The sequence below is a fragment of the Streptomyces sp. NPDC051104 genome, assembly GCF_040682835.1.
Classification (GTDB): domain Bacteria; phylum Actinomycetota; class Actinomycetes; order Streptomycetales; family Streptomycetaceae; genus Streptomyces; species Streptomyces cynarae.
This window is the reverse complement of record NZ_JBFBBS010000026.1, coordinates 1-19,118: the sequence shown is the minus strand read 5'-3', so window position 1 is coordinate 19,118 and position 19,118 is coordinate 1. Positions and strand designations below refer to the sequence as shown.

At 73.0% G+C, this 19,118-nt stretch carries 19 protein-coding genes and 2 pseudogenes; 14 read left to right on the top strand and 7 right to left on the bottom strand.

The genetic code is table 11. The annotated features are described in order from the left end of the window. Positions 1-15 precede the first annotated feature (15 nt). Together AB0N14_RS27975 and AB0N14_RS27970 are read left to right on the top strand one after the other, a co-directional pair. Positions 16-1,029, top strand: coding sequence for a permease (locus AB0N14_RS27975; RefSeq protein ID WP_366028481.1), 1,014 nt, complete (start codon positions 16-18; stop codon positions 1,027-1,029). Further along, a complete protein-coding gene (locus AB0N14_RS27970) occupies positions 1,026-1,790 on the top strand; it encodes a TIGR03943 family protein (RefSeq protein ID WP_366028480.1) in 765 nt (254 codons plus the stop codon). The genes AB0N14_RS27975 and AB0N14_RS27970 overlap by 4 nt, the downstream gene beginning before the upstream one ends. Positions 1,791-2,029: 239 nt before the next feature. Here the strand turns inward: AB0N14_RS27970 and AB0N14_RS27965 are convergent, their stop codons facing one another. Then, positions 2,030-2,611, bottom strand: a complete 582-nt coding sequence (locus tag AB0N14_RS27965; protein WP_366028479.1) for a helix-turn-helix domain-containing protein — start codon at positions 2,609-2,611, stop codon at positions 2,030-2,032. A 309-nt stretch (positions 2,612-2,920) separates the two neighbouring features. Between AB0N14_RS27965 and AB0N14_RS27960 the strand changes: the two genes are divergently transcribed. Further along, positions 2,921-4,357: an MFS transporter gene (locus AB0N14_RS27960; RefSeq protein WP_366028478.1), complete on the top strand. Its 1,437-nt coding sequence runs from the start codon at positions 2,921-2,923 to the stop codon at positions 4,355-4,357. A 244-nt stretch (positions 4,358-4,601) separates the two neighbouring features. Here AB0N14_RS27960 and ligD read toward each other — a convergent pair whose 3' ends face one another. Both ligD and AB0N14_RS27950 read right to left on the bottom strand, forming a co-directional pair. After that, positions 4,602-5,612 (bottom strand): non-homologous end-joining DNA ligase, encoded by a 1,011-nt coding sequence (ligD, locus tag AB0N14_RS27955; RefSeq protein WP_366028477.1) that lies wholly within the window; start codon positions 5,610-5,612, stop codon positions 4,602-4,604. A 6-nt stretch (positions 5,613-5,618) separates the two neighbouring features. Then, positions 5,619-6,233 carry a DNA polymerase ligase N-terminal domain-containing protein gene (locus AB0N14_RS27950; RefSeq protein ID WP_366028476.1) on the bottom strand — a complete coding sequence of 205 codons (615 nt, stop codon included), beginning with the start codon at positions 6,231-6,233 and terminating at the stop codon, positions 5,619-5,621. 89 nt (positions 6,234-6,322) lie between these two features. On the opposite strand from AB0N14_RS27950, the gene AB0N14_RS27945 reads away from it, so the two are divergent. Next, positions 6,323-6,778 (top strand): RpiB/LacA/LacB family sugar-phosphate isomerase, encoded by a 456-nt coding sequence (locus tag AB0N14_RS27945; RefSeq protein ID WP_366028475.1) that lies wholly within the window; start codon positions 6,323-6,325, stop codon positions 6,776-6,778. A 22-nt stretch (positions 6,779-6,800) separates the two neighbouring features. Here the strand turns inward: AB0N14_RS27945 and AB0N14_RS27940 are convergent, their stop codons facing one another. Next, complete coding sequence (locus tag AB0N14_RS27940; RefSeq protein WP_366028474.1) at positions 6,801-7,580, bottom strand: CDP-alcohol phosphatidyltransferase family protein; 780 nt, start codon at positions 7,578-7,580, stop codon at positions 6,801-6,803. 107 nt (positions 7,581-7,687) lie between these two features. On the opposite strand from AB0N14_RS27940, the gene AB0N14_RS27935 reads away from it, so the two are divergent. From AB0N14_RS27935 to AB0N14_RS27915, 5 genes and pseudogenes are all read left to right on the top strand, one after another. Then, positions 7,688-8,668, top strand: a complete 981-nt coding sequence (locus AB0N14_RS27935) for an FAD-dependent oxidoreductase (protein WP_366028473.1) — start codon at positions 7,688-7,690, stop codon at positions 8,666-8,668. A gap of 165 nt (positions 8,669-8,833) precedes the next feature. Then, positions 8,834-9,232, top strand: a complete 399-nt coding sequence (locus AB0N14_RS27930; protein WP_351237621.1) for a 6-carboxytetrahydropterin synthase — start codon at positions 8,834-8,836, stop codon at positions 9,230-9,232. Further along, positions 9,229-10,440: a glycosyltransferase family 4 protein gene (locus AB0N14_RS27925; RefSeq protein ID WP_366028472.1), complete on the top strand. Its 1,212-nt coding sequence runs from the start codon at positions 9,229-9,231 to the stop codon at positions 10,438-10,440. The genes AB0N14_RS27930 and AB0N14_RS27925 overlap by 4 nt, the downstream gene beginning before the upstream one ends. Then, the gene (locus AB0N14_RS27920; RefSeq protein ID WP_366028471.1) at positions 10,437-11,366 is read left to right on the top strand and encodes a class I SAM-dependent methyltransferase; all 930 of its coding nucleotides are present in this window, start codon (positions 10,437-10,439) and stop codon (positions 11,364-11,366) included. The genes AB0N14_RS27925 and AB0N14_RS27920 overlap by 4 nt, the downstream gene beginning before the upstream one ends. After that, a pseudogene (locus AB0N14_RS27915) lies at positions 11,366-12,292 on the top strand (lysylphosphatidylglycerol synthase transmembrane domain-containing protein); the annotation flags it as partial. The gene AB0N14_RS27920 and the pseudogene AB0N14_RS27915, both read left to right, overlap by 1 nt. Before the next feature lie 263 nt (positions 12,293-12,555). Here the strand turns inward: AB0N14_RS27915 and AB0N14_RS27910 are convergent. Continuing rightward, complete coding sequence (locus tag AB0N14_RS27910) at positions 12,556-13,368, bottom strand: creatininase family protein (RefSeq protein WP_366028470.1); 813 nt, start codon at positions 13,366-13,368, stop codon at positions 12,556-12,558. Positions 13,369-13,423: 55 nt separating this feature from the next. On the opposite strand from AB0N14_RS27910, the gene ribA reads away from it, so the two are divergent. From ribA to AB0N14_RS27895, 3 genes and pseudogenes are all read left to right on the top strand, one after another. Continuing rightward, complete coding sequence (gene ribA, locus AB0N14_RS27905) at positions 13,424-14,107, top strand: GTP cyclohydrolase II (protein ID WP_366028469.1); 684 nt, start codon at positions 13,424-13,426, stop codon at positions 14,105-14,107. 70 nt (positions 14,108-14,177) lie between these two features. After that, positions 14,178-14,321: pseudogene (locus AB0N14_RS27900) on the top strand (sarcosine oxidase subunit beta); the annotation flags it as partial. Continuing rightward, the gene (locus tag AB0N14_RS27895; RefSeq protein WP_366028468.1) at positions 14,318-15,373 is read left to right on the top strand and encodes a saccharopine dehydrogenase; all 1,056 of its coding nucleotides are present in this window, start codon (positions 14,318-14,320) and stop codon (positions 15,371-15,373) included. The pseudogene AB0N14_RS27900 and the gene AB0N14_RS27895, both read left to right, overlap by 4 nt. Positions 15,374-15,429: 56 nt before the next feature. Here the strand turns inward: AB0N14_RS27895 and AB0N14_RS27890 are convergent, their stop codons facing one another. Then, complete coding sequence (locus tag AB0N14_RS27890; RefSeq protein WP_366028467.1) at positions 15,430-16,686, bottom strand: serine hydrolase domain-containing protein; 1,257 nt, start codon at positions 16,684-16,686, stop codon at positions 15,430-15,432. A 272-nt stretch (positions 16,687-16,958) separates the two neighbouring features. Here AB0N14_RS27890 and AB0N14_RS27885 point away from each other — a divergent pair, with 272 nt between their 5' ends. After that, the gene (locus tag AB0N14_RS27885) at positions 16,959-17,408 is read left to right on the top strand and encodes a PPOX class F420-dependent oxidoreductase (RefSeq protein ID WP_366028466.1); all 450 of its coding nucleotides are present in this window, start codon (positions 16,959-16,961) and stop codon (positions 17,406-17,408) included. Here AB0N14_RS27885 and AB0N14_RS27880 read toward each other — a convergent pair. Further along, positions 17,405-18,289 (bottom strand): NAD(P)-dependent oxidoreductase, encoded by an 885-nt coding sequence (locus AB0N14_RS27880; protein WP_366028465.1) that lies wholly within the window; start codon positions 18,287-18,289, stop codon positions 17,405-17,407. The genes AB0N14_RS27885 and AB0N14_RS27880 overlap by 4 nt on opposite strands. A 112-nt stretch (positions 18,290-18,401) precedes the next feature. Between AB0N14_RS27880 and AB0N14_RS27875 the strand changes: the two genes are divergently transcribed. Further along, a complete protein-coding gene (locus tag AB0N14_RS27875) occupies positions 18,402-19,016 on the top strand; it encodes a TetR/AcrR family transcriptional regulator (protein WP_366028464.1) in 615 nt (204 codons plus the stop codon). Positions 19,017-19,118 lie beyond the last annotated feature (102 nt).

Genomic DNA, 19,118 nt, shown 5'->3' with positions numbered 1-19,118 from the left:
GGAGGTACCCCGCCCGTGACCGTCGTCAAAGCGCCTCCGGCCCCGGTCGACCGGGGTCACGACGAGGAGCCTTCGCAGGGCTGGCAGTTCAACTCCTCCCTCGGCCTGACCCTGCTGCTGCTCGTGCTGGTCGTCGGGCAGGGTCCGATCCGCCGGGCGCTGGGCGCCCCGGTGATGCAGAGCTGGATGACCGTGTTCCTCGCGGTGGTCGTCCAGGCGCTGCCGTTCCTCGTCCTCGGCGTACTGCTGTCCGCGGCGCTCGCGGTGTTCGTCCCGCCGTCGTTCTTCGCCCGAGCGCTGCCGAAACGGCCCGCCCTCGCGGTGCCCGTCGCAGGGATGGCCGGGGCGGTCCTGCCCGGCTGCGAATGCGCCTCGGTGCCGGTCGCCGGGGCGCTGGTGCGCCGGGGGGTGACGCCCGCGGCGGCGCTGGCCTTCCTGCTGTCCGCGCCCGCGATCAACCCGATCGTACTGACCGCCACCGCCGTGGCCTTCCCGCGTGACCCGGAGATGGTCCTCGCCCGGTTCCTGGCGAGCCTGCTGGTGGCGTGCGCGATGGGCTGGCTGTGGCAGCGGCTCGGCCGCACCGACTGGCTGCGGCCGCCGGCCCGGGCGTCGTACGAAGGGCAGAGCAAGGGGGCCGCGTTCTGGGGATCCGTACGGCACGACGTGATGCACGCCGGGGGCTTCCTGGTCGTCGGCGCGATGGCCGCGGCGACCCTCAAGGCCGTGGCGCCGGCGAGCTGGCTGCGGACGGCGGCCGGCAACCCGGTGGTGGCGGTCCTCGCGCTCTCCGTGCTCGCGGTGCTGCTGTCGATCTGCTCCGAGGCCGACGCGTTCGTGGCAGCCTCGCTGTCGCAGTTCTCGCTGACCGCGCGGCTGGCGTTCCTGGTGGTCGGGCCGATGATCGACCTGAAGCTGTTCGCGATGCAGGCCGGCACCTTCGGCCGCTCCTTCGCACTGCGGTTCGCGCCGGCCACCTTCGCGCTGGCGATCCTGGTGTCGGTCCTGACCGGGGCGGTGCTGCTGTGAACCGACAGGCGCAAGCGGCCGTCCTGTTCCTGGTCGGCGGGGCACTGCTGCACGCCGGGACCACCAGCCTGTACCTGCGCTACGTCAAGGCGGGCCTGCAGCCGCTGCTGCTCGCGGCCGGCGCCGTCCTGATCGTGGCGGCGGCCGCCACCTTCTGGTACGAGCTGCGCCGCACGCGGGCGGCCCGGAGGCACCCCGGCGGCGAGGCACACGACCAACATGACGAACACGCCGACGGCCACGGCCACGCCCACCGCGAGCCGCGGATCTCCTGGCTCCTCGTGCTCCCCCTGTTCGCGCTCATCCTGGTCGCCCCGCCCGCGCTCGGCTCCTACAGCGCCGTGCGCTCCGGTACGGCCCTCCAGCAGCCCCTGGCCTATCCGGCCCTGCCGTCCGGCGACCCGGTCAGGCTCGGCCTGGTGGACTACGCGGGCCGCGCGGCGTACGGCCACGGACGCTCCCTTCGCGGCCGGAGGGTGGAGATCACCGGGTTCGTCGCCCTGGACCACACGGGGGCGCCCTACCTGGTCCGCATGGCCCTCAACTGCTGCGCCGCCGACGCCCAGCCGGTCAAGATCGGCCTGACCGGCAAGCTGCCGCCCGTCCTGCAGCCGGACTCCTGGCTCGACGTCACCGGCACCTACACGGCGAAGCGCACCGAGGACCCCGTCAACGGCGGGATCATCCCCTACCTCGACGTCATACGGGCGAAGCCGGTCGCGACCCCCGGCGACCCGTACGACGAGAGCTGGAACAGCTGAGTGCGTGCTTCTGAACCGGGTGTAGTAACGGTGGTCGGCGGGCTTTGAGGAATCGCCGGCGCCGCGTAGGTCCTCTCGGTCGGTTGCCTCAGGGAGGCGGGGGAAGGTGCCGGGCGGGCCGGCGGCGGAGCGGGGCCGGCCCCCTCTGACCAGGAGCCCCCTCTGACCAGGACCCGGGCCAGATCCGCGAACGCTTCCTTCCGGTGCCGCCAAGCCCGCGGTCCGGCGCCTGAGCACGGTCAGGCGCCGGCGGCCCGCACCCCGTCCAGGGCCACGGTCAGGACCCGGTCCCGCTGGGCGTCGTCCAGGAAGTTCGTCGCCGTGATGCCGGCGACCATCCGCAGCAGGTCGTCGAAGGTCATGTCCGTGCGCGCCTCGCCGCCCTGCTGCGCGCGCTCGAAGAGCGGGCCGCCCGCCCGGTACATGGACTCCCGGCACGCCAGGAAGATCTCCGACTCGTCGTCCATCGCCTCGCGGATCGCCCGCTTGGTCACCGTGTAGTCCACGAACCGGCGCAGCCACGAGGTGAGTGCCTCCCACGGCTCACGGTCCGCGACCTCCCGCGCCACCCGGCACAGGTCGTTCACCTCGCCCGCGTAGACGCTCTCGAAGAGGTGGCGGCGGGTGGGGAAGTTTCGGTACAGCGTGCCGATCCCGACGCCCGCGCGGCGCGCGATGTCCTCCAGGGACGCCTCCGCGCCGTGCTCCGCGAAGGCCTCGCGGGCGGCGGCGATCAGGGCGTCGTAGTTGCGGGCGGCGTCCTTACGGTGCGGCCGCTGGGACGCCACGATCTCACTGACGGGGAACGGCGGGGTCGTCACTGCTGCCTCCCGGAGCCGGACGGGTTGAAGCGGAGGTATGCCTCCGTTACAGTGGAGGCGCACCTCCACTTTAGCAGTCGGGGTGCGCCCGCCCTGGGCGCGTGCGGCCGCACGCCCCCGCGTCGGCCTCGTACCCCATGACCTCGTACCGCGGGCCCTGCGCCGATCGCACCGCCCGTCCGTCCAGTCCATCCGCTCCGCGACCGCTCCCCGCGGCCGTCGGCGTGCTCCACGTTGCCCTGCGGCGCGACGGAGTCCTACGACCGCGGCCGGAAGATCTCGGCCGCGCCCTGTTCGGAGAGGCTTTTCATGCCCCGGAAGTCCACCCGCCTCACCTTCGCGGTCCTCGCGACCGGTGCGGGCGTGTTCTCCATGTTGCAGTCACTGATCGCGCCGGCCCTGCCGACCGTCCAGCACGCGCTGCACACTTCGCAGTCCACCGCGACCTGGGTGATGACGGCGTACCTGTTGTCGGCCTCGGTCTTCACACCGATCCTCGGCCGGGTCGGCGACCTCGTCGGAAGGAAACGCACACTCGTCGCCGTGCTGCTGACGCTGCTGGCCGGCTGTCTGCTCGCCGCGCTCGCGCCGAACATCGGCGTGCTGATCGTCGCCCGGGTCGTCCAGGGCGCCGGCGGCGCGCTGTTCCCGCTGTCGTTCGGCATCATCCGGGACGAGTTCGCCCCGGCCGAGGTGAGCGGCAGCATCAGCGACCTGTCCGCCGTGATCGCCGCCGGTGGCGGCGTGGGCATCGTGGCGGCCGGTCCCATCGTCTCCGCGCTCGACTACCGCTGGCTGTTCTGGATCCCGGTCGCCGTCGTCGCCGTCACCACGCTGATCGCCGCGCGCTTCGTGCCCGAGTCGCCGAGCCGTGCCGAGGGACGCGTCAACTGGCTCGGAGCCGTCCTGCTGTCCGCGTGGCTGGTGGCGCTGTTGCTGCCGCTCAGCCAAGCGACCAGGTGGGGCTGGGGATCGGCTCCGGTGATCGGTCTCTTCCTCGCCGCCGCCGTGCTGTTCGCGCTGTGGCTGTCGGCCGAGGCGCGTTCCCGCAGCCCGCTCATCGATCTGCGCGTCCTGCGGCTGCCCGCCGTGTGGACGACCAACACCGCCGCGCTGCTGTTCGGCGCGGGCATGTACGCGATCTGGTCCTTCCTGCCCGCCTTCGTGCAGACGCCCCGCGCCGCCGGATACGGCTTCGGCGCGTCCGTCACCGCGTCCGGGCTGCTCATGCTGCCCATGCTGGTGGCCATGTTCGTCTCCGGCGTGCTGAGCGGCCGCCTGGAGCCGGTGGTGGGAGCCAAGGCGCTGCTCACGGCGGGGGCCGCGCTGGGTGCGGTCGCCTGCGGGTTCCTCACCCTGTGGCACGACGCGCAGTGGCAGGTGGCTCTCGTCGCGGGTGTGTTCGGCTTCGGCATCGGACTGGCCTTCGCCTCCATGGCCAACCTGATCGTCGGCAGCGTTCCGGCCGAGCAGACCGGTGCGGCGACCGGAATGAACGCCAACATCCGGACGATCGGCGGCTCCATCGGCGCGGCGGTCACCAGTGTGCTGGTGACGGGTCGGTTGCAGCCGACGGGGCTGCCGTACGGCTCCGGGTACACGCATGGCTTCGGTCTGCTGGGGGTGCTGTGCCTTGGCGCTGCGCTGGCCGCGCTGTTGGTGCCCGGCAGGCGCGCGTTGCGCACCGCGGGTGCGCTGCGAGCCGTTTCGCGTCCGGAGCGGGAGGCTGCCACGTCGGGTACGTGACGTGGCCCGGCGGTCACCAGTTGCCCGGCGCCGGGGCGGGCCGGAGGTGGGGCACGCTTCCCGGCGCCGGCCGGGTGCCTTCCCCAAGCTCTTCGAGCAGGGGGTACCCTCAGCGCCCACCCGTGCCGCCCCTGGGGTCGCCCCAGGCCGTCAAGGCTCTGGGGGAGGCACGCCTGCCCGCAGGCTACTTACGTTGACGACTGCCCGCAGTCACGTATGTGCACGACCGCCCGCAGCTACAACGCTACGCACGCTCGCGGACCACCTCGCTCGCCCGCTTGTCCTCCCGCAGGCCCAGGAACCGTGGGTGGCGCAGCATGCCGTCCCTCGTCCACTCCGTGAACGCGATCTGGGCGACCAGCTCGGGGCGCACCCACCGCGCACCCCTCTCGCGCACCGGATCGGTGAACGGCGAGGCGGAGGCGGTCAGTTCGTCGAGGCGGGCGCGCAGGGCGAGCAGGGCGCGGCGGTCGAAGCCGGTGCCGACCTTGCCGGCGTAGCGCAGGCGGCCGTCCTCGTGGTAGCCGAGCAGCAGGGCACCGAGGCCGACCCGGCTGCCGGCCGGTTCGGTGTAGCCGCCGATGACGAACTCCTGGCCCAGGGAGCACTTGAGCTTGAGCCAGTCCGTGGAACGGCGCGACTGGTACGTGCTGTCGGCCCGTTTGGCGATCAGCCCCTCCCACCCCCGGGCGCACGACGCGGCCAGCAGCTCGGCGCCGCCCTCGTTGCGGTGGGTGGTCAGCCGCAGCGGGGCCCGGTAGGCGAGCGCACGGCGCAGCAGCGACTTGCGGGTGCGCAGCGGCAGCCGCCGGGTGTCCGCTCCCTCCAGCCGCAGCAGGTCGAAGAGGTAGTAGGTGACGGCGACCCCGCTCGCCTCGACGTCCCGCCGCCGCGTCAGCCCCATGCGCCGCTGGAGGAGGGAGAAGTCGGTGCGGCCGTGCGTGAGAGCGACGATCTCGCCGTCGACGGTGAAGTCCGCGCAGCTCTGGGCGGCGAGCGCGTCGACGATCTCCGGATACGTGGCGTTGAGGCGATGGCCCGAACGGGACAGCAGTACGACCCGGTCGCCCTCGCGCACCGCGAGCACGCGGACGCCGTCCAGCTTCCGCTCGAAGATCCACTTTCCGCCGCCGGGGAAGTCGCGCCGATCGCTGAGCGTGGCGAGCATGGGCCGGGCGGCGAGTTCGGTGCCGGGGCGCGCCGCGCCGACCAGCTCGCGCTGCTCGGCGGGCAGCGCCTGAAGGAGGCCGTTCATGGCCCCTCACCCCTCACCGCCGTCCGCGGCCACCTGCGCGAGTGTGCGTCCACTGCGGACCGACCGGGCGCGGCGCGGGTCGGGCGTCCCGTGGCCGCCGGAGCCGGCACGCCCCGCCTTCACCAGCAGCCAGGCCTCCTGCTCGCCGCCCCTCTTGCCGCCGCGGAACCGGGTGAGCGCGTACTCGCCGTGCAGCTTCGACCCGTCCAGCCGGAACGTGGCGTGCCCGTGCTCCAGCGACTCCTCGAAGGGCACGGGGCGCCCGCGCCGGTCGTGGCTGAGCGGCTGATAGGTGCCGCGGTCCCAGACGATCACGGTGCCGCCCCCGTACTCGCCCGCAGGAATGACGCCCTCGAAGTCCTCGTAGGCCAGCGGATGGTCCTCGGTGGGCACGGCGAGCCGCTTGTCGCCGGGATCGGCGGACGGGCCCTTGGGGATGGACCAGGACTTGAGGACGTCGCCCACCTGGAGCCGGAAGTCGAAGTGCAGGGTGCTCGCGTCGTGGATCTGCACCACGAAGTGAGGCTCCGCGCCGGATGCCGCCGTGTCCCCCCGGGGCTCGGCGGTCCGGTCGAAGTCACGTTTGCCGCGGTACTCCCGCAGCCGATCGCTGCCGCCCACGTCCGGCTCCTTCCGCCTCGGTCCGGGGGCCGAGTACCCCGCAGGCCGGCGGAACCACCGGATGGGTGTGAGCGGGTACCCTCCGAGACATGCGGATCTCCGTTTCCTCGGACATGGACGAACCCGTGGCCCGCAGCCTGGTCGCCGAACTGCGCGGCCGTGGCCACGACGTGCTCACGCACGGGGCGCTGCGCGCCGGGGACGACCCGCAGTGGGCCGCGTGCTCCGAGGCGGCGGCCCGCGAGGTCGCCGACGGCACCTCCGACCAGGCGGTCGTGTGCTGCTGGACCGGCACCGGCGCGTCGATCGCCGCGAACAAGGTGCCGGGCGTACGGGCGGCGCTGTGCACGGACGCGTACTCGGCGGACGGCGCCCGCCGCTGGAACGACGCCAACGTGCTCGCGCTCAGCCTGCGCCTGACCTCCGAGCCGCTCCTGAAGGAGATCCTCGACGCCTGGTTCGCCGCCCGCCCCAGCGAGGACCCCGAGGACCGGGAGAACGTGGCCCGCATCGCACGGCTCGACGGCCCGAGGGCCACCGCCTGACGACCTGAGGCGATGGCGCCGGTCAGCCGCCCGCCACCAGTTCCGCGACCGGCTCCACCACCACCTCGGCGGTCGTCCCCACCGTCGCGCCGCCCCGCACGCTCCACAGCCACAGCACGTCCCGCCCGAACGACCACACCAGCGACGCCAGCGCGCACCCGACGACCCCCACGCCCGCCGCGTACGGCAGCAGGCCCGACGCGGCCACCAGCAGCGCGACGCCCTGCACCGCCGCCACCGTCTTGCGGGCCATGCTCGGCGGCAGTTCGCCGTTCAGCCACGGCAGCACCCGGGCCGCCGCCACGAACACGTACCGCATCGCCCCGATCAGCAGCACCCACGGGCCCAGCGCCATCGACACGTACACGCTCAGCACCAGGATCAGGAACGCGTCGACCTCCATGTCGAAACGCGCGCCCAGCGCCGTCGACGTGCCCGTGCGCCGGGCCACCTTGCCGTCCACGCCGTCCAGGATCAGCGCCACCGCCGTCAGCCCCACGAACACCGTCACCGGGGGCGCGCTCTCGAACGAGTCCGCGACCAGCGCCGTCACCCCACCGACCAGGATCGCCCGGCCCAGCGTCACCCGGTTGGCCGGGCCGAACGAGCTGAGCCGGGAGCGGAGCACGGCCCGGGTGAGCACGGCCCAGGTGGCGAGCGCGAACGCCAGGCCCGTCAGCCAGCCGGCCGGACCCATGCCGATCGCCGTGCCCAGCAAGGTCAGCAGCAGTACCTGCACGCCCGCCCCCACGGTCGTCTCCTGCTGCAAGAGCCTCGCCTCGTATGTGTGGTTCAGGGCCACCGCTCACCCTCCGGCCAAGTGACAGATTCGATCTTCGCGCGTACCTTGTGCGCGACTTCTCGTAGCTGCGTACGTGGTGAAACGCCGGATCGTTCAGGGAGACGCACATGGACCTCACAGCTCGCGCCTTCTGGCTGCGCTCGCCGGGCCACGGGGAGCTGCGGGACGTGGAGCTGCCGAAGCCCGGCGACGGCGACGTGCTGGTGCGCGCGCTGTACTCCGGTGTCAGCCGCGGCACCGAGACCCTCGTCTTCCGCGGCGGTGTGCCTCAGAGCCAGCACGCCGCCATGCGTGCCCCGTTCCAGGAGGGCGACTTCCCGGCCCCCGTGAAGTACGGCTATCTGAGTGTCGGGCAGGTGGAGCAGGGGCGGGACGAGCTGGTCGGACGGACCGTCTTCTGCCTCTATCCGCACCAGAGCCGGTACGTCGTCCCCGCCTCGGCCGTCACCGTCGTCCCCGACGCCGTGCCCGCCCACCGCGCCATCCTGGCCGGCACCGTCGAGACCGCCGTCAACGCCCTGTGGGACGCGGGCCCGCAACTCGGCGACCGGATCGCGGTCGTCGGCGGCGGCATGGTCGGATGCTCCGTCGCCGCCCTCCTCGCCCGCCACCCCGGCGTCCGCGTGCAGCTCGTCGACGCCGACCCGGAGCGCGCCGCGACCGCCCGCGCGCTCGGCGTCGACTTCGCCCCGCCCGAGGACGCCCTCGGCGACTGCGACCTCGTCGTCCACGCCAGCGCCAGTGAACAGGGTCTCGTACGCTCCCTGGAACTCCTCGCGCCCGAGGGCACCGTCGTCGAACTCAGCTGGTACGGCGACCGGCGCGTCACCCTGCCGCTCGGTGAGGCCTTCCACTCGCGCCGCCTCACGATCCGCAGCAGCCAGGTCGGCACCGTCTCGCCGCGCGCCCGCACCGGACGTGTCTACGCCGACCGCATGGCCCTCGCCCTCGACCTGCTCGCCGACCCCGCGTTCGACGCGCTCGTCACCGGCGAGTCCCCCTTCGAAGACCTCCCCGACGTGCTGCCACGGCTGACCCGTGGTGAGCTCAAGGGGTTGTGCCACCGCATCCTGTATCCCACCGACTGAGTCCCGCCCCGCCCGAGTTGCCCGCTCTTGGGGCGAACTCCCAAGGAATTCCCCAGGAACCTCCGAACAAGGAGAACGGGCAGCTGAACAACGCGGAGGGGTCAGCCGTACTACACGGCATACCCCGGAAGGGGACCAGACGCACCGCACCTGGAGGGTCGTCCGTTGTTCAGCATCACCGTCCGCGATCACCTGATGATCGCCCACAGCTTCCGCGGCGAGGTCTTCGGACCCGCGCAGCGCCTGCACGGAGCGACGTTCCTCGTGGACGCCACCTTCCGTCGCGCCGAGCTGGACGACGACAACATCGTCGTCGACATCGGACTGGCCACGCAGGAGCTGGGCGCGGTGGTGAGCGAGCTCAACTACCGCAACCTCGACAACGAGCCGGACTTCGCGAACACCAACACCTCGACGGAGTTCCTGGCCAAGGTGATCGCCGACCGCCTCGCCGAACGGATCCACAAGGGCGCCCTGGGCGAGAGCGCCCGCGGCATCGCCGGCATCACCGTCACGCTGCACGAGTCACACATCGCCTGGGCGAGTTACGAGCGTGCCCTGTGACCGACACGACCGTCGACCACGCGTCCGTGAACACCGCCGGGCAGCCGGCCCAGCCCCGTCTCGGCTATGTGCCCGTGCAGAACACGGCCCTCAGGAACGCCGACATCATCCCCATGTCCCTGCGCACCGTGCACTTCGTGATGCCGGGCGGCGTCGACGACCCGGCCACCCCAAGTGGCGGCAACGCCTACGACCGCCGGGTCTGCCTGGACCTGCCCGGCTTCGGCTGGCAGGTGGAAAGGCACCTGGTCGAGGGCTCCTGGCCCCGGCCCGGCGCGCAGGCGAGGGCCGAACTCGCCCGTACGCTGCGTGACCTACCGGACGGCACGGTCGTCCTGCTGGACGGCCTGGTCGCCTGTGGCGTCCCCGAGATCATCGTGCCCGAGGCCGAACGTCTGTGCCTCGCCGTCCTGGTGCACCTGTCGCTCGGCGACGAGACCGGTCTCGACCCCGAGACCGCGGCCGAACTGGACGCCAAGGAGCGCGCCACCGTGCGGGCCGTGCCCGCCGTGATCGCCACCAGCGACTGGGCGGTGCGCCGACTCGTCTCCCACCACGGGCTCGCCCCCGAGCGGGTCCATGTCGCCGCGCCCGGCGCCGACATCGCGCCCCTCGCCCCCGGCACCGACGGCGTCTCCCGGCTGCTGTGCGTCGCCGCCGTGACCCCCCGCAAGGGGCAGCACCGGCTCATCGAGGCCCTCGCCACCGTCAAGGATCTGCCGTGGACGTGCGTGTGCGTGGGCGGGCTCGGCCACGACCCGGAGTACGTGGAGCGGCTGCGCGCCCTCATCGACGAACACGGCCTGGCCGACCGGCTGCACCTGGCCGGACCGCGGTCCGGTGCCGAACTCGAGGCGAGCTACGCCTCCGCCGACCTCATGGTCCTCACCTCGTACGCCGAGACGTACGGCATGGCCGTCACCGAGGCCCTGGCGCGCGGCATCCCTGTCCTCGCCACCGATGTCGGCGGCCTGCCCGAGGCGGTGGGGCGCGCGCCGGACGGCGGGGTGCCCGGCATCCTCGTCCCGCCGGAGGACCCCGCCGCGATCGCCGCCGAGCTGCGCGGCTGGTTCGGCGAGGCGGACGTACGGCGCCGGCTCAAGGCCTCCGCGCGCGGCCGCCGGGCAGCACTGGACGGTTGGGCGACCACGGCACGCAGCCTGGCGGGTGTGCTGGGCCGGCTGCACGACCCTCGGAGGGCGGCATGAGCACGGGTACGACATCGGAGGCGGGGTCCGAGACGTCCCCGGAACCGGGGCCCGGGGTGCTCCCCGCGATCCCCGCGCCCGGCGGCGGCGAGACCGAGGTGCCGCGATACGCCCCGCAGTGGCTGAGGCTGCGGGAGCCCGCCGACGCGGAGGCGCGGGCGCACGACCTGCTCGACCCGCTGCGGATCCGCCTCGCGAACCGGCCCCGGCACGGCACCGAGCTGATCGTGCACGACCTGGGCTGCGGCACCGGTTCCATGGGCCGCTGGCTCGCCCCGCTGCTCGACGGCCCCCAGCACTGGGTGCTGCACGACCGGGACCCCTACCTGCTGCACTTCGCCTCGGTGGGGGCGCCCCGCGCGGCGGCCGACGGCAGCCCGGTGACGGTCACCACCCAGCGCGGCGACATCGGGCGGCTCACGGCGGACGCGCTGACCGGGGCGTCGCTGGTGACCGCGTCCGCGCTGCTGGACGTGCTCACCGCCGAGGAGATCGACACGCTCGCCCGGGCCTGCGTGGGCGCGGGCTGCCCGGCGCTGCTGACGCTGTCCGTCGTGGGCCGTGTGGAACTGACGCCCGAGCACCCCCTGGACCGGGAGATCGGCGAGGCGTTCAACGCCCACCAGCGGCGCGGTGACCTCCTCGGCCCCGACGCGGTGGGCGCGGCCTGCGAGGCCTTCGACCGGCTCGGCGCGAGCGTACGGGTCCATCCGAGCCCCTGGCGACTGGGCGCCGAGCAGCGGGAATTGACGCAGGAGTGGCTGCACGGCTGGGTCGGTGCGGCCGCGGAGCAGCGCCCTGACCTAGCGGCCCGGGCAGAGACGTATCTGCGGGACCGCCTGGCTGCCTGCGCGGCCGGCGATCTTCGCGTGACGGTCCACCACAGCGACGTACTGGTCCTGCCCCGCCCGACGGGAGGCGCGTGATGACGAGGCGGACGGCGGCCTTGGCGACGGCGGCGGAGGAGGTGCGCGTGCCGGTGACGGAAACCGTCCCCGTGGCGGTCGCCGCCCACACCGAGGCACCCCCGCGCCGCCGGGCCCTGCGCACCCACTTCGGGACCGTCGCCGGGGCGCTCATCCTCGGGGTGCTGCTGTGGCGGCTCGGGACCGGGGTGCTGCTCGACGGGCTGCGGCGGATCGATGTGCCGACCCTTCTCGCCGGGCTCGGGATCGGCCTGCTGACCACCGTGTTCAGCGCCTGGCGCTGGTGCCGGGTCGCCCACGCGCTCGGCATGGGGCTGCCGCTCGGCGCCGCCGTCGCCGACTACTACCGCGCCCTGTTCCTCAACGCGGCGCTCCCCGGCGGCGTGCTCGGCGACGTGCACCGCGCGGTGCGGCACGGGCAGAGCGCCGGTGACGTCGGCCGCGGCGTCCGCGCCGTGGTCCTGGAACGCACCGCCGGCCAGGTCGCCCTGGTGGCGGTGGGCGTGCCGGTCCTGCTCACGCTGCCCTCGCCGGTGCTCACCCAGGCCCGTCATCTGGCCGGACTGACGGCGCTCGCCACGCTCGGTGCGCTCGCCATCGTCGTGGCCGTCCGCATGGGCCGCGCCCCGCGCCCCTCCCGCCGGCGCCGGGCTCTCGGCGCCGCGCTCGCCGAGGCGCGCACCGCCCTGCTGGCGAGGGGGAGTTGGCCCTCCGTCCTGCTGTCGTCCGTCGTCGTGCTCGCCGGGCACCTGCTGATGTTCCTGGTGGCCGCGCGGGTCGCGGGATCGCACGCCTCCCCGGTCACGCTGCTGCCCCTGGCCCTGCTCGCGCTCATCGCGATGGGCCTGCCGCTGAACATCGGCGGCTTCGGCCCCCGGGAGGGCGTCACCGCCTGGGCCTTCGGCGCGGCGGGCCTCGGCGCGGACACCGGGCTGGGCGTCGCGGTCGTCTACGGCGTCCTCAGCTTCGTGGCGAGCCTGCCCGGCCTGCTCGTCCTCCTCGCCCGCTGGTACACGGGTCTGCGGCACCCGCGCACCGCGACGGAGAACGCCGCCGAGGAGGACCAGGCCCCCGCGGCACCCTCCCGGCCCCCCGTACCGGGCGCGGAGCGTATCCCCCACGCGCTCCGCGCCCCCCGTCCGCACACCCGCCGCACCCGCTGCGCCCCCGCGTCCTTCCTGACGCGGGGTCACCGGCGATGTGTCACACCGTCCTCGTCGCCGTCCGACCCGACCAGGGAGAAATACGGCTCGAAGGACTCCGCGAGCGTCGCGAGCAACTGCTTCCCCTTGTCCGCGGAAGCCAGCGAAGGACGCCCGATGACACCGGACTCCGTATAGGCCGACATACCGAGGGTGAGCAGATGCCGTCGGTCGTCGGCGATGAAATCCGTGGTCTCGTGACCAGGCCTGACCAATTCGGGATGACAGTGCAGAAGAATGGAGGTCTCGATTTCCCCGGCATGCATGTCGCTGAGCAGCGAGGTGCGCACCCCGGCCCGTTCCCGGGCAGCCTCCCAGTCCTCCGGGGCCGGGAAAAGCGCCATCCGCACACCGCTGCCCGAGGAATCCCGGACGGCATTGCCCTCCTGGACGACATTGCCGAGGACGTAATTACCGCCGTGACCGTTGACCAGGACCAGGGCCCCGACGCCCGAGCGTTCGAGCGACGCGGCGATGTCCCGTACCACCGCATGGAGAGTGACGGAGGAGATGCTCACCGTTCCCGGCCACGCCGCGTGCTCGTGCGAGCAGGAGATCGTCACCGGAGGAAGGAGGTGAACCGGATACGCGGCGGCCAGCTCGCGGGCGATCGCGCAGGCGACCAGCGTGTCGGTCGCCAACGGAAGGTACGGACCGTGCTGTTCGAAACTGCCCACGGGAAGGACGGCCACCTGACGGTGCGGGCCCTCCGCCCGCTCCCGCACGTCCCGCGAGGTGTCCGACGGCAGTACACCCGCGGCGTGGCCCCCGGCAGTGTCCGCAGTTCCCGGACCGCTCATCTTTTCACGGCCTTTCGTCTCGTACCGCCTGCGCTTACCAGATAGGAATCAGATCATGACAGACATTGACGGCGTGCTCGGCGGGAATGCCTCCTCGGGAGTCACCCGGATCGCGAACGTGCCCACCGGGATCACCCGAGTCGTGAATGCGCCCCTGCCCACCAAGTACGGTGATTTCCAGGCCGTCGGCTACCTCGACCACGACCGCGGCGACGAACAAGTGGCGCTGGTGTTTGGCGACATCGAGGAAGAGGGCATGCTCGTCCGCCTGCATTCCGAGTGCCTGACCGGGGACGCCTTCGGCTCCACGCACTGCGAGTGCGGACCCCAGCTCTCCACCGCCCTGAGGCAGGTCGTGGCCGAGGGCCGCGGCATCGTCGTCTACCTGCGCGGCCACGAGGGCCGCGGCATCGGCCTGCTGGCCAAACTGCGCGCGATGAAGCTCCAGTCGGAGGGCCTGGACACCGTCGAGGCCAACCTCGCCCTCGGTCTGCCGGTGGACGCCCGCGACTACCGGGTCGCGGCGGAGATCCTGCACGACCTCGGCGTACGGTCCGTGCGCCTGCTCTCCAACAACCCGCGCAAGCGCGATGCGCTGCTGCGGCACGGCATCAAGGTCGACGAGCAGGTGTCGCTGCTGATACCGCCGTGCGAGAACAACATCACCTACCTGCGCACCAAGCGGGAGCGGCTCGACCACTACCTGCCCCACCTGGACGCGGTGGTGCAGTCCTCGTGAGCGGCCCGCGCGGCGGCCGTCCGGCGCCGGCCGCCGCGCACTCCGCTCCCGTCGGTCCATCCATCGCGGTGGCCACGGCCTCCCGCGGGGACCCGCCGTCTACGAGATCCTGAGGGATCTCCTCCCGGGGCGCGTACCCTTCGTCGACGTCAGCCCCGTGAGCGTCGGACGCTTCGCCGCCGACGCCCCGCGCCCGGAGGTCAACCGCGTATGACCGCACTCCACCTGTGGCTCCGCCACGAGTCCCGTACCACCGAACGGCGCACACCGATCGTGCCGTCCGACGCCCGGCGCCTGGTCGAGAGCGGCGGGACCGTGACGGTCGAGGACTCCCCGCAGCGGGTGTTCCCGGCCGAGGCGTACGAGCAGGTGGGCTGCCGTGTCGCCGAGCCGGGCTCCTGGGTGTCGGCGCCTCCCGAGGCGCTGATCGCCGGTCTGAAGGAACTCCCCGACGAACCGTCCGCGTTGGTGCACCGTCACCTGTTCTTCGGGCACGCCTACAAGGGGCAGCCGGGCGCCGAGGCCCTGCTGCGCCGGTTCGTCGCCGGCGGTGGCGCCCTGCTGGACCTGGAGTACCTGGTGGACGAGGACGGGCGGCGGCTCGTCGCGTTCGGCTACTGGGCCGGATACCTGGGCGCCGCCCTCGCCCTGCTCCAGCACCGGGGCCGGCTGACCGCGCCGCTGCGGCCGACGTCCAAGGAGGAGCTGGACGAACAACTGCGCGCCGCCTCGGGCGAGGTGAGGGCGCTGGTGATCGGCGCCCTCGGCCGCAGCGGACGCGGAGCCCGGGTCGCGCTCGGCGTCGCGGGCGCCGACCCCACCTGCTGGGATCTGGCCGAGACCCGGAACCTGGACCGTCAGGCCCTGCTCGCCCACGAGCTGATGGTCAACACCGTCCTGACGACCCGGCCCGTCCCGCCCTTCCTCACGGACAAGGACCTCGACGACCCCGGACGTCGGCTGCGCACCCTGTGCGACGTGACGGCCGACGTCGGCTCGCCCCTGAACCTCCTGCCGGTCTACGACACCCCGACCGACTGGGACCACCCGGTACGCCGACTGCGTGAGCACCCCGTGCTCGACCTCATCGCCATCGACAACCTCCCGTCCCTGCTGCCCCTGGAGGCCAGCACCGACTTCTCGGCCGCGCTCACCCCGCTGCTGCTGGACTTCGAGGTGGGCGGCGCCTGGGGCCGCTGCCGGGAGCACTTCGACGCGGCGGTCCGGGCACTCGGCGCCGGGGGAGAGGAGCGGGGCGATGTCTGAGTCCTCGACGTACGGGCCGGCTCCGGGCAGACCTGGCGGGGCCACTACCTGCTGGACTACCTGCTGGGCCCTGCTGCGGACCTGACGCTTCCCGGCAGGGCCTCGTGCACGAGCTGCTTCAGCTCCGGGTACACCGTGTGCGAGCCGGTGGGCCGCAACTGGGTGAGGAACTGGACCGTCAGGTCGTGCTGCGGGTCCACCCAGAACGTGGTGGTGGCCACCCCGCTCCAGCCGAACGCGCCTCGCACCGCCGGGGACCGGGTGAGTTCCGGGTCGGTGACGACGGAGACGCCCAGGCCGAAACCGAGGCCCGCCTTGCCGGGCTTGTGGTGCACCCGGCTGCCGTACGACCGCAGATCGGCGTCGTCCGGGAGGTGGTTCGAGGTCATCGCGGTGACCGTGGCGGGGGTCAGCAGCCGGGTGCCGTCCAGTTCGCCGCGGCGGCGCAGGAACTCCATGAAGCGGTGGTAGTCGTACGCCGACGCCACCATGCCGCCGCTGCCCGAGAGGAAACGGGGCCGGCCGTGCAGCGGCAGACCGGGTATCGGGGTGATGCCGCCGCTCTCCGTCTCGCCGTACAGCTCCGCGAGGCGCGGCGCCCGGTCCTCGGTGACGTGCAGGCCAGCGTCGTCCATGCCCAGCGGCCCGAAGATCCGCTCGGCGAGGAAGGCGTCCAGGTCCCGGCCCGAGGCGACCTCTACGAGCCGGCCCAGGACGTTGGTCGCCACCGAGTAGTTCCACTGCGTGCCCGGCTCGAACTGCAGCGGCAGCCGCGCGTACACCTCGCAGGTCTGCGCGAGGTCCGTGCCGGGCACCACGGACGAGTCGATGCCCGCCTCCCGGTACAGCGCGTCCACGGGATGCGTGTGGTAGAAGCCGAACGTCAGGCCGGCCGTGTGCGTGAGCAGATGGCGGACCAGGATGGGCCGCTGTGCGGGGCGGGTCCGGACGGCCCGGCCGGTGCCGTCGACGTACACCCGCGGCTCGGCGAACGCCGGCAGGAAGTCGGCGACGGGCGTGTCCAGCCCGAAGCGGCCCTCCTCCATCAGGATCAGCGCGGCGACGGACGTGACCGGCTTGGTCATCGAGTACATCCGCCACAAGGTGTCTGTCTCCACCGCGAGCCGCTCGGCGACGTCCCGGTGTCCGTACGTGGTGAGGTGGGCTATGCGGCCGTGCCGGGAGAGGGCCACCAGGTAGCCGGGCAGCCGGCCGTCGTCCACCTGGTGTGCGAAGTGCTGGTCGAGGCGGGCCAGCGCCTTCGGGTCGAGGCCGGCCTCCTCCGGCTCGACCTCCTGCCGCAGGTGTCCCATCGTTCTCCTCCGGTCTCTCCCGGTGCGGTCCCGGGCTTCCGGGTCCAACCTTTCATGCTCCGCCACGGACCGGGGCCGGTCCCTCCTTGGCGGAGCGGTCCGCCCCGGGGCGGGGCCGAGCACCCTCCTGCAGCAGGTAACTGCTCATTACCCAGCTGATCCCGGGGCCACCCCGATCGCCACGCCGCCCCGGCGCAGAGGGTGCCCACCAGACGTGCGTAGACAGCGCCCACTCGGGAATGCGCAGCTCGGCCCGGGCAGTTGACCCGGGTATGACTCAGGACGGGACACAGAACGCGCTGCTCGCGCTGCTCTCCGAAGGGCACGGTGGGGTGCTGGTCACCCTCAAGCGGGACGGTCGGCCCCAGCTGTCGAATGTCAGCCACGCCTATGACCCCGGCGAGCGGATCATCCGGGTCTCGATCACCGACGACCGCGCCAAGACCCGCAATCTGCGCCGGGATGCCAGGGCCTCCTACCATGTCACCAGCGCCGACCGGCGGGCGTACACGGTCGTCGAGGGCACCGCCGAACTCTCGCCCGTCGCGAAGGACCCGTACGACGCGACGGTCGAGGAGCTCATCCGGCTCTACCGCGACGTCCTGGGCGAGCACCCCGACTGGGACGAGTACCGCGCCGCCATGGTCCGCGACCGCCGCCTGGTGCTGCACCTGCGCGTCGAACGCGCATACGGCATCCCCAAGGGGGCGAACCTCGGCTAACCGTGGAGGCCGTCCTGCGTCCGTGACTCGATCGCGCGCAGGACGGCCACCATGTCCTCGTGGCCGTGGCCCAGCGTCACGGTCTCCTCGAACAGGGCGTGGCAGACGTCGAGCAGCGGGGAGGCGACCCCCGCCTTGCGGGCGGCCTCGGCGATCAGCCGGTTGTTCTTCAGGACGTCGTGGGCCGCCGCCTGCACCGTGAAGTCGCGGGCGTACAGCTTCGGCGCCTTCATACGGGACACCCCGCTGGCCATCGGGCCCGCGTCCAGGACGTCAAGGAAGAGCCGCCGGTCCAGGCCGTGCCGGTCCGCGAAGTGGTACGCCTCCGACAGCCCGGTCACCAGCGTGATCAGGAACAGGTTGACCGAGAGCTTCATCAGCACGGCGTTCGGCGCGGCACCGCAGACGAACGTCTCCCGGCACAGGGGTGCCAGCAGCGGCCGTACGACCTCCACGGCCGAGTCGTCCCCGGCCAGCATCGCCACCAGCTGCCCGTTCTCCGCGGGCACCCTGGACCCGGAGACCGGTGCCTCGACATAGCGCCCGCCCGCCGCGCGCACATCGGCCTCGAGGGCGCGCGAGTATCCGGGCGACGTCGTGCCCATGTGGACCACGACGCGTCCGGCGACGCGGGTCGCGAAGTCCGGGGTGCCGCGGCCCAGGGTGGCGTCGATCGCGAGGTCGTCGGCCAGCATGAGGATCACGATGTCCGTCCGCGCGAACACCTCGGCGGGATCCGCCGCCACCTCGGCGCCGGCCGCGCGCAGCGGCTCGGTGCGGGCGGCCGTGCGGTTCCAGACCAGGAGCGGGGTGCCGGCCCGGGCCAGCCGGAGCGCCATCGGCTGACCCATGACCCCGAGACCGATGAAGCCGACGTCCATGGGGACCGCCCTCCTTGCGAGGCGTCGTCATGAGTTATGACAGCGGTCATAGTAGCGGGCCTTATGACACCGGTCATAGGGTGGGTGCCGAAGTGTCGAGACGGAGGTCACGATGGCGGTGCCCGAGCGCGGGCCACGCGAGCGGATGGTCTTCAGCGCGGCCCAGCTGATCCGGCGCGACGGCGTCACCGCGACCGGTATGCGCGACGTCGCCGCGCACGCGCGGGCGCCGCGCGGCTCGCTCCAGCACTACTTCCCCGGCGGCAAGGAGCAGCTCGTCAACGAGGCGGTGGAGTGGGCCGGCCGGTACGCCGCCAAGCGGATCGCCCGCTTCCTCGCGTCGATGGGCGAGCCGACCCCGAGCGGGCTGTTCGCCGAGATGGTCCGGCAGTGGACGGACGAATACGCCAGGACCGGCTTCGAGGGCGGCTGCCCGGTGGCCGCGGCGGCCGTGGACTGCGCACAGTCCACCGACTCCACGCGCGCGGCGGCCGCCGCGGCGTTCGCCCACTGGACGCGCCCGGTCGCCGAGGCGCTGACGGACATGGGAGTCCCGGCGGCCCGGGCGGCACCACTCGCGACGCTCATGATCAGCGCCCTGGAGGGCGCCCTGCTGATCGCCCGCGCCGAACGGGACGACCGGGCCCTGAGGACCGTGGTGCGGGAACTCGGACCGCAGCTCGACGCGAACGTCGACAACGGCACCCCTGGGCCTGGGCAGACCTAGTGCCCCGACAGGCGACGTTCGCCCCGTCGCGACGCCCGGCACTCCCCCAAGCTCTCGGCTTCGCTCGAGCAGGGGGGACCCCCACCCCCAAGCTCTTCGAGC